At 39.7% G+C, this 16,831-nt stretch carries 16 protein-coding genes; 2 read left to right on the top strand and 14 right to left on the bottom strand.

The genetic code is table 11. The features are described 5' to 3' along the window. Positions 1 to 9: 9 nt before the first annotated feature. The 6 genes from ACZSMY_RS03835 to ACZSMY_RS03810 all read right to left on the bottom strand — a co-directional run bounded on the left by ACZSMY_RS03835 (position 10) and on the right by ACZSMY_RS03810 (position 8,670). Positions 10 to 2,205: a RelA/SpoT family protein gene (locus ACZSMY_RS03835; protein WP_042534343.1), complete on the bottom strand. Its 2,196-nt coding sequence runs from the start codon at positions 2,203 to 2,205 to the stop codon at positions 10 to 12. A 264-nt stretch (positions 2,206 to 2,469) separates the two neighbouring features. Beyond that, positions 2,470 to 2,982 (bottom strand): adenine phosphoribosyltransferase, encoded by a 513-nt coding sequence (locus tag ACZSMY_RS03830; protein WP_042534345.1) that lies wholly within the window; start codon positions 2,980 to 2,982, stop codon positions 2,470 to 2,472. Continuing rightward, positions 2,972 to 5,281: a single-stranded-DNA-specific exonuclease RecJ gene (recJ, locus tag ACZSMY_RS03825; RefSeq protein ID WP_465147464.1), complete on the bottom strand. Its 2,310-nt coding sequence runs from the start codon at positions 5,279 to 5,281 to the stop codon at positions 2,972 to 2,974. The genes ACZSMY_RS03830 and recJ overlap by 11 nt, the downstream gene beginning before the upstream one ends. Positions 5,282 to 5,370: 89 nt before the next feature. Next, a complete protein-coding gene (locus tag ACZSMY_RS03820) occupies positions 5,371 to 5,751 on the bottom strand; it encodes a LapA family protein (protein ID WP_289584811.1) in 381 nt (126 codons plus the stop codon). A gap of 284 nt (positions 5,752 to 6,035) precedes the next feature. Next, positions 6,036 to 8,288, bottom strand: coding sequence for a protein translocase subunit SecDF (gene secDF / locus ACZSMY_RS03815; protein WP_042534351.1), 2,253 nt, complete (start codon positions 8,286 to 8,288; stop codon positions 6,036 to 6,038). Between the two features lie 58 nt (positions 8,289 to 8,346). Further along, positions 8,347 to 8,670: a post-transcriptional regulator gene (locus ACZSMY_RS03810; RefSeq protein ID WP_226894692.1), complete on the bottom strand. Its 324-nt coding sequence runs from the start codon at positions 8,668 to 8,670 to the stop codon at positions 8,347 to 8,349. A 130-nt stretch (positions 8,671 to 8,800) separates the two neighbouring features. On the opposite strand from ACZSMY_RS03810, the gene spoVB reads away from it, so the two are divergent. Both spoVB and ACZSMY_RS03800 read left to right on the top strand, forming a co-directional pair. Next, positions 8,801 to 10,351 (top strand): stage V sporulation protein B, encoded by a 1,551-nt coding sequence (gene spoVB / locus ACZSMY_RS03805; RefSeq protein WP_042534353.1) that lies wholly within the window; start codon positions 8,801 to 8,803, stop codon positions 10,349 to 10,351. Between the two features lie 100 nt (positions 10,352 to 10,451). Continuing rightward, positions 10,452 to 10,835, top strand: a complete 384-nt coding sequence (locus ACZSMY_RS03800; protein WP_042534355.1) for a TIGR04086 family membrane protein — start codon at positions 10,452 to 10,454, stop codon at positions 10,833 to 10,835. Between the two features lie 64 nt (positions 10,836 to 10,899). Here ACZSMY_RS03800 and yajC read toward each other — a convergent pair whose 3' ends face one another. From yajC to ACZSMY_RS03760, 8 genes are all read right to left on the bottom strand, one after another. Beyond that, positions 10,900 to 11,163: a preprotein translocase subunit YajC gene (gene yajC, locus ACZSMY_RS03795; RefSeq protein WP_042534357.1), complete on the bottom strand. Its 264-nt coding sequence runs from the start codon at positions 11,161 to 11,163 to the stop codon at positions 10,900 to 10,902. Between the two features lie 16 nt (positions 11,164 to 11,179). After that, positions 11,180 to 12,319 carry a tRNA guanosine(34) transglycosylase Tgt gene (gene tgt, locus ACZSMY_RS03790; protein WP_042534359.1) on the bottom strand — a complete coding sequence of 380 codons (1,140 nt, stop codon included), beginning with the start codon at positions 12,317 to 12,319 and terminating at the stop codon, positions 11,180 to 11,182. A 59-nt stretch (positions 12,320 to 12,378) separates the two neighbouring features. Next, entirely contained in the window at positions 12,379 to 13,407 is a 1,029-nt protein-coding gene (gene queA / locus ACZSMY_RS03785) for a tRNA preQ1(34) S-adenosylmethionine ribosyltransferase-isomerase QueA (RefSeq protein ID WP_276540067.1), read from the bottom strand. Between the two features lie 33 nt (positions 13,408 to 13,440). Further along, the gene (locus ACZSMY_RS03780; RefSeq protein WP_042534363.1) at positions 13,441 to 13,632 is read right to left on the bottom strand and encodes a DUF2905 domain-containing protein; all 192 of its coding nucleotides are present in this window, start codon (positions 13,630 to 13,632) and stop codon (positions 13,441 to 13,443) included. Further along, positions 13,632 to 14,639 (bottom strand): Holliday junction branch migration DNA helicase RuvB, encoded by a 1,008-nt coding sequence (gene ruvB / locus ACZSMY_RS03775; RefSeq protein WP_042534365.1) that lies wholly within the window; start codon positions 14,637 to 14,639, stop codon positions 13,632 to 13,634. The genes ACZSMY_RS03780 and ruvB overlap by 1 nt, the downstream gene beginning before the upstream one ends. Positions 14,640 to 14,657: 18 nt before the next feature. Next, a complete protein-coding gene (ruvA, locus tag ACZSMY_RS03770) occupies positions 14,658 to 15,269 on the bottom strand; it encodes a Holliday junction branch migration protein RuvA (RefSeq protein ID WP_042534367.1) in 612 nt (203 codons plus the stop codon). Between the two features lie 192 nt (positions 15,270 to 15,461). Beyond that, complete coding sequence (locus tag ACZSMY_RS03765) at positions 15,462 to 16,193, bottom strand: YebC/PmpR family DNA-binding transcriptional regulator (RefSeq protein WP_042534369.1); 732 nt, start codon at positions 16,191 to 16,193, stop codon at positions 15,462 to 15,464. An 84-nt stretch (positions 16,194 to 16,277) separates the two neighbouring features. Next, the gene (locus ACZSMY_RS03760) at positions 16,278 to 16,778 is read right to left on the bottom strand and encodes a YhcN/YlaJ family sporulation lipoprotein (RefSeq protein WP_256704750.1); all 501 of its coding nucleotides are present in this window, start codon (positions 16,776 to 16,778) and stop codon (positions 16,278 to 16,280) included. Positions 16,779 to 16,831 lie beyond the last annotated feature (53 nt).

The following is a 16,831-nucleotide window of genomic DNA, read 5'->3' as shown; positions in this document are numbered from 1 at the left end:
AAACGCTCCTTATTGAACTGTTCTTGTTACGGTATATACTTCCTGTATTTGCTTTATTCGATCAACTACTTTTTTCAAGTGATTCGTATTGTGGATTAAAATAGTTAATTGGATTACTGCCATTTTATTACGATCAGACCTGCCATTCACATGTGTGATATTTGTTTTTGTTTCGTTGACCGCCTGCAATACTTCATTAAGCAGACCGCGGCGATCATATCCTGTAATTTCCAGGTCTACATGATATTGCTTTCGTTCCGCGTATTGGGTTTTCCATTTTACATCGATATAGCGCTGCCTCGCTTCTTCGGTTTGTACATTCGGACAATCCGCACGATGAACAGACACTCCTCTGCCTTTTGTAATATACCCTAAAATATCATCACCGGGAACTGGATTACAGCATTTTGCAATCCGGACAAGTAAATTATTTACTCCTGCCACTTCAATACCCGAATCCTTCTTAGAGGATGGTTTTGCTTTATTGGTTTTTACTTCTTCTATTTTTGTCTCTAAATCCTGATCTGCTTCTCTCAAATGACGAATTCGTTCTGTTAAACGGGTTGCTATCAGCGCTGCGGTAATTCCTTGATAGCCGACAGCAGCATACATATCTTCTTCGTTTGTAAAATTAAACTTATCGAATACACGCTGCAGATTATCTGGAGTCAATACTTCTTTAGGCTCAATATCAAAGGCGCGAATTTCTTTTTCCACAGCTTCTTTTCCTTTGACAATATTCTCATCACGCTGCTGTTTTTTGAAAAACTGCTTTATCTTACTTTTAGCCTGTGAGGTTTGAACCATTTTCAGCCAATCCTGCGATGGTCCATAGGAATGCTTCGAAGTCATCACATCCACGATATCTCCATTTTGCAACTCGTAATCCAAAGGTTCCATTTTCCCATTGATTTTCGCTCCAATGGTTTTATTACCGATTTCAGTATGAATCTTGTATGCAAAATCAATTGGGATGGATCCAGACGGCAGCTCAATTACCTCGCCTTTTGGTGTGAAAACATAAACCATATCTGAAAACAAATCAATCTTCAGCGATTCCATAAATTCCTCTGCATCATGTGTTTCACTTTGCCACTCCAGAATCTCCCGGAACCATGACAATTTTTCCTCAAAAGAGCTTTTTCCTTTTGCTTGCTTTCCTTCCTTATAGGCCCAGTGCGCAGCAATCCCGTATTCGGCAATATCATGCATTTCCTTGGTACGAATCTGCACCTCCAGCGGGTCGCCCTTTGGTCCAATAACTGTTGTATGCAGGGATTGATACAGATTTTGCTTCGGCATCGCGATATAATCCTTAAATCTTCCGGGCATCGGCTTCCAATTTGTATGGATAATACCTAAAACAGCATAACAATCTTTAATATTATCAACTAAAATACGGACAGCAAGAAGATCATATATTTCGTTAAATTGCTTTTTCTGATTGACCATCTTTTGATAAATGCTGTATAGATGCTTCGGACGCCCGGACATCTCTGCTTTAATATTTACAGCTTCAAATTCCTGGGAGAGGTCAGCAATAACCTCCTGGATATAAGTTTCTCTTTCCTCCCGTTTTTGCTTCATTAACTGAACAATACGATAATATTGCTGTGGATTAAGATAACGTAATGCCGTATCCTCCAGCTCCCACTTTATTGTTGATATTCCCAGGCGGTGGGCAAGCGGAGCAAAAATTTCCAGCGTTTCATTGGAAATACGCCTTTGCTTTTCTGGCGGCAGATGCTTTAACGTTCTCATATTATGCAATCTGTCGGCAAGCTTAATCATGATAACACGAATATCCCTCGCCATCGCCACGAACATTTTTCGGTGGTTTTCTGCTTGCTGGGCCTCTTTTGTTTCATAGCGGATTTTCCCAAGCTTCGTTACCCCATCTACAAGCGCAGCTATCTCATGATTGAATTCTTCTTCCATCTGTTCAAATGTGACGTCAGTATCCTCGATTACGTCATGAAGAAAGCCTGCTGAAATTGTTTCTGCATCCATTAATAATTCAGCCAGTATCCCTGCGACCTGTACCGGATGAATGATATACGGCTCACCAGATTTGCGAAATTGATCTTTATGAGCTTCTTTTGCAAATTCATATGCATGTTCAATTAAAGCAACATCGTCATCAGATAAATACTCTTTTACTTTTTCTACAATATCTGTAATGTTGACATTTTCATCTTTTGCCATGTAATCACCTTTATTTACCTTCAGTATTCAATAAATTGTATAAAAATAAAAATAGCAACAAGTATTTTAGAGCTTGAAGCCATCTTTTGAATTAAAATCTCTTACATTTCTTCGATTTAAATACATTATTCGATAATAATTACTATTATAAGACTTTTTTTATATGTCTGTCCAACTAAAACCTAATATATACGGATAAATTAATCTATACAAAAAGAGTCAACACAGTATCAGAATCTGTTTTGACTCTTTTTTCCATAGCTTTTAATAGGTCATGATGGTAAGTACATCGTAGCCTTCCAGCTTATCCTTGCCGTCCAGATAACTTAACTCCACCAGGAAAGCGCACCCCGCAACAATTCCGCCAAGCTGTTCAACTAAATTAATCGTTGCTTCGATGGTACCGCCTGTAGCTAAAAGATCATCTGTAATTAATACACGCTGTCCAGGCTTAATTGCATCCTTATGAATAGTTAATACATTCTCTCCGTACTCCAGACCGTAATCAACTTTAATTACTTCCCGCGGCAGCTTGCCTTCTTTGCGAACAGGAGCAAACCCAATTTCTAAGGCATAGGAAACCGGACATCCTACGATAAATCCTCTTGCTTCCGGACCTACAACCACATCAATTTCTTTTTCTTTTGCATATTCTACAATTTCATCGACAGACGATTTGTAAGCTGGTCCATTAGCCATCAAAGGCGTAATATCTTTAAACCGGACACCTTCTTTCGGCCAGTTCTCCACAATCTCAATATATTCTTTATAATCCATATACTGCTTCCTCCTTCAGGTTGTTGGGCGTGTCCATACAAGCTTCAAACCATTTTTTTAAATCTTGATAATTCGAATAGATAAGTATATTTTCTGCTTCTTTTTGTTTCATGCAGGATTGATAAATTTCGGATTCGGATAAATCCTTTTTATTCCCTGATTCCGCATAACGGAGCCATCCATCCTTTTTCTCTGCAAAACCTAAATCTGCAAAAACTTCCGACATAAACATTACTTTTGCTTCATTCCAGCCCCGGTGCTGTTCAATCGCTTTCTGCATCTCTTTAATCTGAAACTTCTTATGCTGTTTAATCAAGCTATAATAGTCTACAAATTCTTTCCGGGAAGGGAATTGAAATGGATATTGATTTGGCACCTGACGTATCGCGATGACAATATTTTCAGGATTCACCTGCCGAATAATCTTCTTCATATCATCTAATGAAGCCGGCAACGCAGTAAAACCAATGGTCTGATAAGCATCAAGTTTCTTAGAAAGCGCCTCTTTATAGGTAAATGTCTCCTGATGCTCTCTCAACCGGAGAGGCTCTCCGCAAACAAAAACTTCTTTCACCGTTTCAGAAAGCAATTGCTCTGCTTTTTTTCCGCGAAAGTCAAAGAGCTGCCGTTCCGTAATTTTTAAATCTTCCAGCATTATTTGCGCATTCCTTCTCCCATTCCACTCATTAACAGAAAGCTCGCCGGCAACGGATACTTTAGTGTATGGCGAAATAGCTTCTTTCAGCTCTCCAAATCCAAAACCTACTGTATCTATTTGGGCATTGGAAGAAGCAAATTGCATTTTCAAGTGATTCTTTCTGCTTCCGATTTGACGGACTTCCTTTGGTATCTCCTTTATCTCAAATAACGGCTTTGAGTTGCCCATACCAAACGGAGAAAGCTTTCCTATCTCCTCGATAAGAGAAACATTGATATCTTCCATATCTAATATAGCATTAATATATAATTCCTGCTTAAAATCTTCTTCTGATAAATTTTCAAAAAGCAGCTTATTTAAAGCAGTTTCTAACGGCTCTAGATTTTCAGCAGGTAATGTCATCCCCGCTGCTTGGGCATGTCCGCCAAAGTGTGTGAACAAATCTCTGACTGTCATACAGCCCTCGAATAAATCAAATGCAGGAATACTTCTGGCTGACCCTTTTACAATTCCCTGTTCCGGCTTTTTCGCAAGCACAATCGCCGGCCGATCATATTTTTGAACTAATTTTGAAGCAACTATCCCTAATACGCCCTCATTCCAGCCTTCTTTAGCTACAATAATAATCCGCTTATCTGTTTGAACCATGTCCATTGCTTCATCTACAATATCCTGAACTATTTTCTTACGCTGTTCATTTATGTGATTCAATTCATTCGCCATTTCCAGAGCAATTTCCGCGTCCTCTTCCAGCAGAAGATCAACAGCCAGATCAGCATCACCCAGTCTTCCTACAGCGTTTATACGCGGTCCAATGCGAAAGCCTACATCTTCTTCGGTTATGGTTTCTTCCAGCTGACATACTTGTTTTAATGCTTTCAAGCCAACATAATTTGTGCGTTGCAATTCTTTTAGACCAAATGCAGCTAAAATTCGATTTTCAGACACCAGCGGGACCAGATCAGCTATCGTACCTATCGCTGCATAAGGAAGCACCTCCACAGGCAGTTCTCCGAGAAGAGCATGTGCTAATTTTAAAGAAACACCAACACCTGCCAGTTCTTTAAACGGATACGCTTCAGACAGCTTCGGATGAATAATGGTATAACAATCCGGTATCTCCGCTTGGGGCTCATGGTGGTCTGTAATAATTAAATCCAACCCGAGCTCCTTTGCTACTTCGGCTTCACGAATTGAAGCAATCCCGGTATCGACCGTTATAATTAATCCAAATCCAGCTTGATGAAGCTGCCTGAAGGCAGCTTCATTGGGACCATATCCTTCTGTAAACCGATTCGGGATATAATATTCATAAACTGCACCAATTTTATTCAATGCGTGCAGCAAAACAACCGTAGAACTTACTCCATCCGCATCATAATCTCCGTATACAACTATTTTTTCGTTATTATCTACCGCTTCTTTGATTCGCTTTACGGCTTTTTCCATACCGTTTAAACAAAATGGATCAATCAAATGGTTGAGATCGGGCTGCATAAATTGTTTTGCTTCTTCTGTTGTCGTAATTCCTCTTTGTAAAAATAAATCTTTTACAATAGGTGACATCGCAATGTCGAGCGACTCTCTCTCCTCTACAGGAGAATTATCTATATATTTCCAATTCGCTTTACTTGATAGCATAAATTCACCCCTGACCTAGTTATTATACTAAAGTAAGCCAGGGGCATCAAATAGATTTCTCTGATTATGAATTAAATTGATTAAACAGATTATTCTTTATCTGTTCTTTTCGCATTTCTTCTTTCCACACGCATTTCTTTTCGGGATTCTTGGTAATCTTTTTTATCGTTTCTGCCATTTTCATTATCCAGTTCATCCGTCATTCCATTTGCTGCCATGCGCTTTTTAAGACGCTCATTTTCTGTGCGGAGTTTTTTCACTTCTTGATGTGCTCTGTATAGTCTGATAGCTCCTACTGCTGCAGTAATCAATCCTCCCATTAATACAGAAAAAAGAATAACCAGAATTAAAGGAGACTCCTGTGTCCAAAATAAATAGTTCACTGCAACAGGGTCCACATTGATTACAGCAAAAACGGCAATAATAATTACAAATATAATTGCGAGTATGACATAAACTTGTGCATTCATAAAACTTCCTCCATTAAAAAATATTTACTACCTGTTTATTACCCGATAAGGAATCATTTTAAGCATATTAATGAAAAAAGAGAGCTTCCATATTGCAAATGATACTGTACCCGGCAAGGTCCGTGATCAGACGTATTCGAATACATTACCATATTACCATGTTGAAAGCTCTCTTTTTCATCGCTCTTATCCATTTTATTTAAAGAGGATATTCAAAAAATCCAATACACATGACATAGTGAGTGTCCGTACTTCGGGCTTTTTGAATACGCACTCTAAGGTATTTATACTTGCGGTCCTTCCACTCGTTCTTTCTTTCTAAAGTCTACCGGCTTATCCTTCACTTTTCTGCCTCTCCATACTAACCAGATATGGGAAGCAAGGAATAGAGAAGAGTAAGTTCCGGCAATCAATCCAATTAAGAGAGCGAAAGCAAAAGCCCATATAGACGCAGCTCCAAGTACTAGGAACGCAACAACAGCAATAATAGTAGTGATCGATGTATTCATTGTTCGGATAAATGATTGAACAATACTCTTATTCACAATTTCTGCAAGCTTCTTAAAGGATTTGACTCTTTTCTCCTGACGAATGTTTTCCCTGATTCGGTCAAAAATAACGAGCGTATTATTCAAGGAATAACCGATAATCGTCAGAATTGCCGCTACAATGGTGACATCAAATTCAATTTGCGTGATACTGAAAGCCATCAGCATAAACAGGACATCATGCAAGAGGGCAATAATTGCTGTAACCCCAAAGAAGAATTCAAAACGTATGGCAATGTACGCAACAATAAATATGGATGCGATAGCAACTGCATAGATTGCATTTTTCACAAGCTCCTGACCGACAATTGGTGATACAACACTCACACTAGGCTCATGATCATAGATTTCCAGGAAGTGCTGCTGTACGGTATCCACTTCCCCTTCGTCAAGAACCGTGTCAAACCGGACAACTCCGATATCGTTATTTTCACCTGATAAATTCACGGAGCTGACTTCATAACCAAGCGTTGCAAATTCCGATTCTATTTCTTCTTCTGTCAAGCTTTGGTCAGCTACTACTTCTATTCGCGAGCCGCTTGTAAAATCAACACCCGGATTAATTCGAAAGATGCCAATAACGAGAGCTCCAATAATTACAAGTATTAAGCTTACAGCAAAGAACTTCCTGCGATGATTTGTAAAGTTAACCTGTTTTCCTAAAACGGTCGGCTCTGCTTCTTCGCCCTCTGCAATATCTTTGATTTGATTCTTATTGACACCAAGCCATGTCTTTCTTTTTTTCAAAAAGCCGCTTTGGACCCATAAAGCCAGAAGTCCCCTTGTGCCAAATACTGCAGTGATAAAGCTGACTAAAATACTGATAATCAGCATCGTTGCAAAGCCTTTAACAGAACTTGTCCCAAATATAAATAACACAGCAGCTGCAATTAAGGTTGTTATGTTAGCGTCTAAAATCGTTACAAAAGAGCTTTTATTTCCAGATTGAAAGGCAGCTTTCACCGACTTGCCGGCACGCAGCTCTTCTTTAATACGTTCAAACGTAATAACGTTCGCATCAACTGCCATTCCTACTCCCAGAATCAGGGCTGCTATTCCCGGCAATGTCAATACGCCATTCAGTAATTCAAAAATCAATACAACTAAGAATACATATACAGCCAAATTAATGGAAGCAATAATCCCGCTGAAGCGATAAACTACACAGAGATAAAGAACGATTAAAGCAATCCCAATCAGTCCTGCAATAACTGTCTCATTTAATGCCTGTTCGCCGAATTGTGCACCTACAGATGTAGAGAAAATTTCATTCATATGTACATCCAGTGAACCAGAATTAATGATATCTGCCATTTGCTGAGCCGACTCTACCGTAAAGTCTCCTTCAATCATGACATCACGAGAATGAATGGGCTCGCTTACTGCCGGCGCAGAGACAAATTTAGGATCTTCTTTCGTCACCTCTTCTGAAAAAGAATCCTCACCTTCCTGATAATCCATCCAGATTACTAAACGGTTATCTGTCATTTGGCTAATTTCTTCGGTTACTTCACCGAACTTAGATGCATCTTGTAATTGCAAGGTAACAATCGGCGCATTGGTATTCGGATTATAATCCTGACTGGCGCTTCCTTCTACAATATCAGATCCATCAAGGTACTCTTCATCATCAACATCCCTGAAAGACAATTGTGCGGATGTAGACAGCAATTCTCTTGCTTCAGCTTGGTTGTCAACACCTGCAAGCTGCACTCGAATCCGGTCATCTCCTTCTATATCGATAACCGCTTCACTTATTCCCAGTCGGTTCACCCGGTCATTCAGCGTCTGGACCGTCCCTTCCAGTAAACTACTTGAAATCTCCTGACCATCTTCAACAGGCTCTACTTCATATAAAACCTCAAAGCCTCCCTGCAGATCCAAGCCAAGGTTCACATTGCTTGCCAGATTACTAAACGTTGTTCCAATTACTCCTGCCAAAATTGCGATGACAAGAAAAAAGGCAACGATTCTGCCTCTTTTTTTCATCGTTTGCACTTCCTCCTTCATATATCAACCATTTCATACGTGTTCAAACGAGTATTATTTACCCGTTATCTGGTGAATTGCCTATAAGTGCTTCGATTGAAGCGGCTAAATCATCATTTTCATAGGATTGAATCGTTAAATAGCTTAAATAAACAGATGATTTCAAATGAAAAATATCTTGAACGATTTCATGTAACCTTTTTTCCGGTTCTCCGTTCCAGATTTTTACACAAAGACACTTCCACACGCCCTCTGGAGTCGCTTGTTCATAACCTAGCATTTCTAATTCTTCTTGTTTGCTTTTCAGTGCCGGATAAATCATTTCTTTCCATGTGTCTACATGTCGGCTGTCCATTTCATCCCACCATTTCTTCTTAAGCATCCTTGTTAATCACCATGAAGTACTTTCTTATTGTACGACTTTTTTATTCAACTGTCATGGTTTGTCCATTATACAGCATATATATCATTGTATATCAAATTTATTTTTTTGAGAAGGCGGGGCAACACAAATGACAAAACAATCCTTTATCCAAGGAGCATTGATTCTAATTATCGCCGGGATGCTGACCCGTTTTATGGGCTTCATTAACCGTATGGTCGTCGCACGCTTTATGGGTGAAGAAGGTGTCGGTCTCTATATGATGGCTTTGCCTACCTTATTTCTGGTAATGACGCTGACGCAATTCGGTCTTCCTGTGGCTATTTCCAAGCGTGTAGCCGAAGCAGATGCTCAAAATGATTCGAAAAAAATAAAACAAATCGTTGCCGTCTCCCTTGCGATAACTTTAAGTGCAAGTATCCTGTTTACTGTCATCTTGATTCTCGCAGCACCCATTTTATCGGATACCTTATTCACGGACAAACGTGTACTGCTTCCTCTAGTGGTGATTAGCCCGATTATCCCTATAGCTGCTGTCTCCGCAGTATTAAGGGGATATTTCCAGGGAAAACAGAATATGAAGCCGCAAAGTATCGCACAAGTTCTTGAACAAGTTGTACGGATTGCCTTCGTCGGTATATTCATATATATCCTTTTACCTTACGGGGTGGAATATGCAGCGGCAGGCGCTATGTTCAGTATTATTATTGGTGAATTCGCTTCTCTCTTATACATGATTCGAAAATTTCGTCAAAAAAGAAAGCTGAAAATACGCAAACACTTTACAGAAACAGTTTTATCCGGAAAAGAAACCGCAAAAGAACTATTATCTATTTCTATGCCTACCCTGGGGAACAGAATGATTGGTTCGATTTCTAATTTTCTCGACCCAATCATTATTGTCCAATCTCTTGCGCTGGCTGGAGTAACTACAGCTGTTGCAACGAAACAATACGGAGAATTAATGGGCTATACCATGCCTTTATTATTTTTACCGACTTTTATAACAAGCTCCCTGTCAATAGCACTTGTTCCTTCTATTTCGGAAGCTGCTGCCAAGAACCAAAAGGAACTGATTCATAGCCGTATTCACCAATCCATCCGAATTTCCTTTGCTTCAGGGGCATTAGCCACCATTGTAATGACTTTATTCGCTGCTGATCTGCTAAATCTTATGTATCGTTCGGATTCCGCTGCCCCGTTGTTGATTATTATGGCACCTTTTTTCTTATTTTTATATATTCAAGCCCCATTGCAGGCAGCACTGCAAGCACTTGATTTAGCCCGGCCGGCAATGTGGAACTCATTGATTGGAGTCATTTTAAAATTCGGAGCGATGATACTGCTGGCAACCAGTTCCAATTTAGGAATCCAAGGAGCAGCAATCGCTATCTGCGCAAATGTTGTTCTCGTTACTTTTCTCCATATTATGGTATTAAAAAAGGAAATAAATTATTTTCCTGCCTGGAAGGAGATTATCCGCATGATTATTTTATGCGGAACTACTTTCCTGCTGACGTTTTATATAAAAAACCAATTTTACACAGCCGATACAACTTTAATCTCGTTTATCCTGCTGCTCATCATTATTGCTCTAATTTATATGATATTGCTGATTCTATTACGATTTATTCGAAAAGAAGAATTAAGACAGCTGCCGTTTTTCTCTAAAAAGAAATAAATTTAGAGAATTTATATGTCATTCTCCTATAAATATTTCTTCTAAATAAAATGTCCGGGCATAAATTTAATTAAGGGACAAACTCAGAGGAGATGAATCAATGGTAAAAATTCAATGGACATCCTTACTCTACGGTTGGATTATATTATTCGTTTTACTTTTTCTCACGAGCTTTGCATTGGGCTTGTTATTAAAATTCGTGGACATGACAGAATCAACTTTATCATGGGCAACCTTTGTCATTGGTCTGGTTATTTTATTCACCTGCGGAATAATTACTGGTTTAAAAGGAAAAGCAAAGGGTTGGCTTTTAGGAGTACTGGTTGGTTTAGGATTTACCGGATTTGTTTTTCTGGTGCAATTTCTCGGCTACCAGCAGGGTTTTACATGGACACAAGCAATGTATCACGGGTTTTATCTGATTGCAGCCATATTAGGCGGGATTATCGGGGTTAACTTTTCAAGTCCGGCTGAAGAAAATTGATTCGTAAACGATAGTAATCCATAAAAAAAGCTAATGAATGTTACTCATTAGCTTTTTTCATTGATTATGCGTTTTGTTTTACTTCTCTGATTGCTGAACGGTCATATGTTAATTTTGTACCTTCTTCAGTAATTAACACAATGGTGCCTTCGTCAATCGCATGGATTTTCGCATGTAATCCACCGATTGTTATGATTTCATTACCTTTTTGCAGGCTATCTTGCATTTCTCTTACTTGCTTCTGACGCTTTTGCTGCGGACGAATAAGTAAGAAATAAAAAATAGCAAACATAAGTACGATCCATAAAATAGGTGTAACCATTTCCATATGTTCCAACTCCTTCCTAAAAGTTCTTTGGATTCTCTTGATTCAATCCATATTGTTCAAAGAATTCCTCTTTGAAATCACCAAGTCGATCATCTTTTATAGCAGTTCGGACTTGCTCCATTAATTTTAACAGAAAATGCAGGTTATGATAAGTCGTAAGTCGGAATCCGAATGTTTCATTGCATTTTATTAAATGTCGGATGTAAGCTCTTGTATAATTCTTACAAACATGACAGTCGCAATGCTCATCTATCGGTGAAAAATCACGTGCATATTTCGCATTCCGAACTACTAATCGGCCGTTTGAAGTCATGCACGTTCCATTTCTGGCAATCCGGGTCGGCAGAACACAATCAAACATATCTACGCCACGAATCGCCCCATCGATCAGTGCATCCGGGGAACCGACTCCCATTAAATATCTTGGCTTATTCGACGGCAATAGAGGTGTAGTAAATTCCAAGACATGATTCATCACATCTTTTGGCTCCCCAACAGATAATCCGCCAATTGCATAGCCGGGAAAATCAAGAGAAACTAAATCTTGAGCGCTTAGTTTTCGTAATTCTTCATATTCACCGCCCTGAACGATACCAAAAAGACCTTGGGTATCCGGACGCTTATGCGCCTCCAGGCAGCGCTCTGCCCATCGGGAGGTCCGTTCAACAGATGACTTCATATAATCATAGGTCGCCGGATACGGAGGACACTCATCAAATGCCATCATAATATCTGATCCCAATGCATTTTGAATATGCATTGCTTTTTCAGGTGAAAGAAACAGCTTCTCTCCATTTAAATGATTTCGGAAGTGTACACCTTTCTCTTCGATTTGACGCATATCGCTTAAGCTGAACACTTGAAAACCGCCTGAATCTGTTAAAATGGCTTTATCCCAGTTCATAAACTTATGCAGGCCGCCAGCCTCTTCAATAATATCTTCTCCGGGGCGCAGCCATAAATGATAGGTATTCGATAAGATAATATTTGCCTGCATCGAATGCAATTCTTCCGGACTCATTGTTTTTACTGTTGCCAGTGTCCCCACCGGCATAAAAGTAGGCGTATCAAACGAGCCATGCGGTGTATGGACACGGCCAAGTCTTGCCCCTGTCTGTTTATCTGTCTTTATTAATTCATACGTTATCGGTGTCATCATTTATCTTCCCTTTTCTTCAGCCTAAACATATCATAACGTATTTATACCTCGTTAGGCTAGATAATTAGCATCGCATCTCCAAAACTGAAGAAACGATAACGTTCTTTTACAGCCTCATGATATGCATGAAGCACCTCATCTTTCCCGGCCAGAGCACTTACAAGCATAATAAGTGTTGATTTGGGAAGGTGGAAATTTGTAATTAATCCATCAATCGCCTGATATTGATATGGCGGATAAATAAAAATATCTGTCCAGCCGCTCGTTTCTGCAAAGGAACCATCATAATCCCGGGCAATTGTTTCCAGTGTCCGAGTGGAGGTGGTTCCTACTGAAATAATCCTTCTGCCCTCTGCTTTGGCTTGATTCAAAGTGTCAGCCGCTTCTTCGGACATACGGTAAAATTCACTATGCATCGTATGCTCTTCAACAGAATCAACACTTACCGGCCGAAATGTCCCCAAACCAACATGAAGCGTAATAAAAATAATCTGGACGCCTTTTTCCCTTATCTGCTGTAATAATGCATCGGTAAAATGAAGACCGGCAGTCGGAGCAGCAGCAGATCCTTTTTCTTTTGCGTAAACCGTCTGATAACGGTCTTTTTCAGAAAGCTGCTCCTTAATATATGGCGGCAATGGCATTTCTCCAAGTTCATCTAATATTTCATAAAAAATACCCTGGTAAGAAAATTCGACTGTACGTCCGCCATGTTCTTTCGTGCCTGTGCAAACAGCCTTTAACAGCCCATCTCCAAAATCAATGACTGTCCCTTTTTTTACTTTTTTCGCCGGCTTTACTAACACTTCCCAACTGTCGCCTTCTTCCTGATGCAGTAAAAGAACCTCCAGCTTCGCACCTGTATCTTCTTTTACACCATACAGGCGGGCAGGCAACACCTTTGTATCATTCAAAACAAGGCAATCTCCAGTTTGAAGGTAATCTATTATATCTGAAAAATGCTGATGCTGTATTCGGCCTGTCTGTTTATCCAGCACACAAAGCCTGGATGCAGTCCGATCCTTCAGCGGTGTCTGCGCAATTAATTCTTCAGGCAGATCAAAATCAAAATCTTCAATATTCATGTCCATCCCTTACTTTCCTCTTATCATTAAAACCTATCTAAATCTGCTGATAATAAATAAAATCAGCGTTAATATGACACTAACAAGAATAGAAGTCATTAACGGAAAATGAAAGGTCATATTTCCTTTTTGAAACGTAAAATCACCCGGCAGCCTCCCGATAAAGGTCCAAATCAAGCCGATGATAATTAGCACGATTCCAGCAATAATAAATAATTTACCCATTACTCTTCCCCGTTTATCATTGGTATTCCAAAATGTTCATAGGCTTTGGGTGTTACTTTTCTCCCTCTGGGTGTACGCTGGATAAAACCTAATTGAAGCAGATACGGCTCATATACTTCTTCAATCGTCTGCGATTCTTCACCAATCGTTGCCGCAATGGTATCCAGCCCGACTGGCCCTCCATTAAAGCCTTCTATAATCTCCGTTAACAATTTATGATCAATATGATCCAAACCGGCGTCATCCACCTGCAGCATTTTTAAAGCCTGTCTGGTCGTTTCAAAGCTAATTTCTGTTTCTCCTTTTACCTGTGAAATATCACGTACTCTTTTTAATAAACGGTTTGCAATACGCGGCGTTCCCCTCGATCTGCGGGCAATCTCTATAGCCGCATCTTCTGAAATCGTCATATGGAATATATCGGCTGTACGCATAACAATTTGACGTAAATCCGCCACATCATAGTATTCCAGACGGCTGAGTACACCAAACCGGTCACGCAGCGGCGCACTCAAGAGCCCAGATCGTGTTGTTGCTCCTACCAGTGTAAAAGGCGGCAAATCAATCCGGACACTGCGCGCACTTGGCCCGCTCCCAATTACAATATCAATAAAGAAGTCTTCCATAGCAGGATAAAGCACTTCTTCCACAGATCTCGGGAGACGATGCACTTCATCAATAAATAATACATCTCCAGGCTCCAAAGAAGATAGAATTGCTGCTAAATCTCCGGCTCTCTCTATTGCCGGGCCAGAAGTAGACCTGAATTGCACACCCATCTCATTAGCAATAATAGAAGCCAGTGTCGTTTTACCTAACCCCGGCGGCCCGAACAGCAATACATGATCCAGCGGCTCTTCACGCATTTTAGCTGCTTGGATAAAAATACTTAAATTTTCTTTTACCTTTGGCTGACCAATGTAGTCCTCTAGCTGTAACGGCCTTAAACTTTGCTCTATCGACACATCCTCATCATGCAGGTTTCCGTCAATCATACGTTCATCCAAAAGGAACACTCCTTTCTATTATTTTGCTAACAGACTAAATGCTTTGCGAATAACCTCGTCTGTATTCGTGAGCGTCTTATCTGATTTCAGCTGCGGTGTGATTTTTTTCAGCTCACTTGTGGTAAAGCCTAATGATTTTAAGGCATCCAATGCTTCAGACACAATTTCACGCCCGCTAGTGCCTGCTGCTTCTCCGGAAGTCTGTTCCTCTGTATTTTCTATTGCAAAATCATGAACCAGCTTTCCTTTTAAGTCTAAAATAATCTGGCGCGCTGTTTTTTTTCCGACCCCTGGAAAGGTTGTTAAAAATTTTTCATCTTCATTTTCAACAGCCGCAATAAAGCCTTGAATATTCACGCCGGCTAAAATCGCCAAAGCTCCCTTAGGACCGATGCCTGACACTGAAATAAGCTTCGTAAATAAATATTTCTCATCTGTATTCCGAAAGCCGAATAAAATTTGTGCATCTTCTCTGACATGATGATGCGTATGTATTTGGACTTGCTGATTCATTTCCGGTTCAAATACGTAGGGATTGGGGCAAATCAGCTCATACCCAATCCCATGTACATCCACAATGACAGCATTATCTTTTATCGTCGTAAGCTTTCCTTTTATATATGCAATCATATTGAGCTCCCTTTATTTTAAGTGCGTGTTCATAAAGACCAATAAATAAGAACAGGTCGTCTAATAATGTGCCAGAACGTAGGTGTTCATAGGAAAAAATCTTTTCCCCGCCGTGTCATTTTTTATGGACTTTTTGAACATCCTCTTTAAACAGAATCAATGAATAAACTTCTATTTAGGATAAATAGAAGTTTATTCATTCGACTCCAGATTATGATGAACATCTTGAACATCTTCACTTTCTTCTAATGCATCCACTAACTTCATCATCTTCTCTTCATCTTCCGGAGATAAAGAATTATAATTTTGCGGAATGAAAGTGACTTCTGCATCAGCTAACTTATAAGACTGCTCCTCCAAATAAGAGACAACATCCTGGTAATCCTCGGGGCTCGTATAGATTTCATAAGCTCCATCCTCTATACTGACATCTTCTGCACCGGCTTCCAGTGCATCTAAAGTCATCGTATCTTCATCGATAGTATCATCTTCATTTTCAACGACAATGTAGCCTTTACGATCAAACATAAAAGATACACTTCCATTTTCACCAAGATTTCCGCCATTTTTCTTAAAAGCGTGTCTGATTTCAGCCGCAGTACGGTTTTTATTATCTGTTAACACATTTACAATAACCGCAACACCGCCGGGGCCGTAGCCTTCATAGGTAATTTCCTCATAGGTGGCGCCATCCAGCGTGCCGGTTGCTTTTTTTATATTTCGCTCTATATTATCATTAGGCATATTATCAGCCTTTGCTTTATCCACAGCTGTTCTTAAAGCAGCATTGGTATCCATATCTCCGCCGCCGCTTTTCGCAGCAAGATAGATATCCTTCGCATGCCTCATAAAAATTTTACCTTTTTTTGCATCCTGTGCATTTTTTCTCTTCTGTATATTTTTCCATTTGGAATGTCCAGCCATTAGACATACTCCTCTCTCGAAACTCTTTTTTTACTATATCAAAAAAAGTCCCATCAGAAAAGGAAAACCGTCTTTTTTCCTTAGCTACTCGAACAGATTTTCAAACATACGTTCCATATCTTCTCCCATTTGGTTTGCTTCATCACGTGCATAAAAATCTTTAACTTGCTCCCACTTTGCCACATCATTATAGATAAAAAGCTGTTTATCTGTATCCAGAATTTGTTCGATTTCCTCACTTATTTCTTCAAAATCACGCTGATCTGTCCCTTTCTTCATTTGAACAGCAACAACCACTCGATCTCTTCCTGTAACAACCCGAACATCTTCTGCATCAACATGCTCGCTGACCAATTTTTGAAATGCAGCTGATTCTTCCCGGTCAAAATTCTCTAATGACGGGGCCTTTGTTTGCTTTTCAGCATCATTCTCCGAGGTTGTTCGGTTTCTGTTTTCCTCATAATGAATTGGCTGAACAGATTGGTCATTGCCTGCATTTTTTTCTGTAGCTGTATCGGTATCTGAACAGCCTGTTAATATTATCATGGTGAACACTGCATAAACTATATATTGTATTTTAAACATAATAAAAATCCTCCCTTATACTTTAGTATGGATAAGGAAGGATTTTTTACACC

This window comes from Oceanobacillus sp. B139/18 (assembly GCF_055524595.1).
The sequence above is the reverse complement of the archived record's forward strand: the minus strand, read 5'-3'. Positions and strand labels throughout refer to the sequence as shown.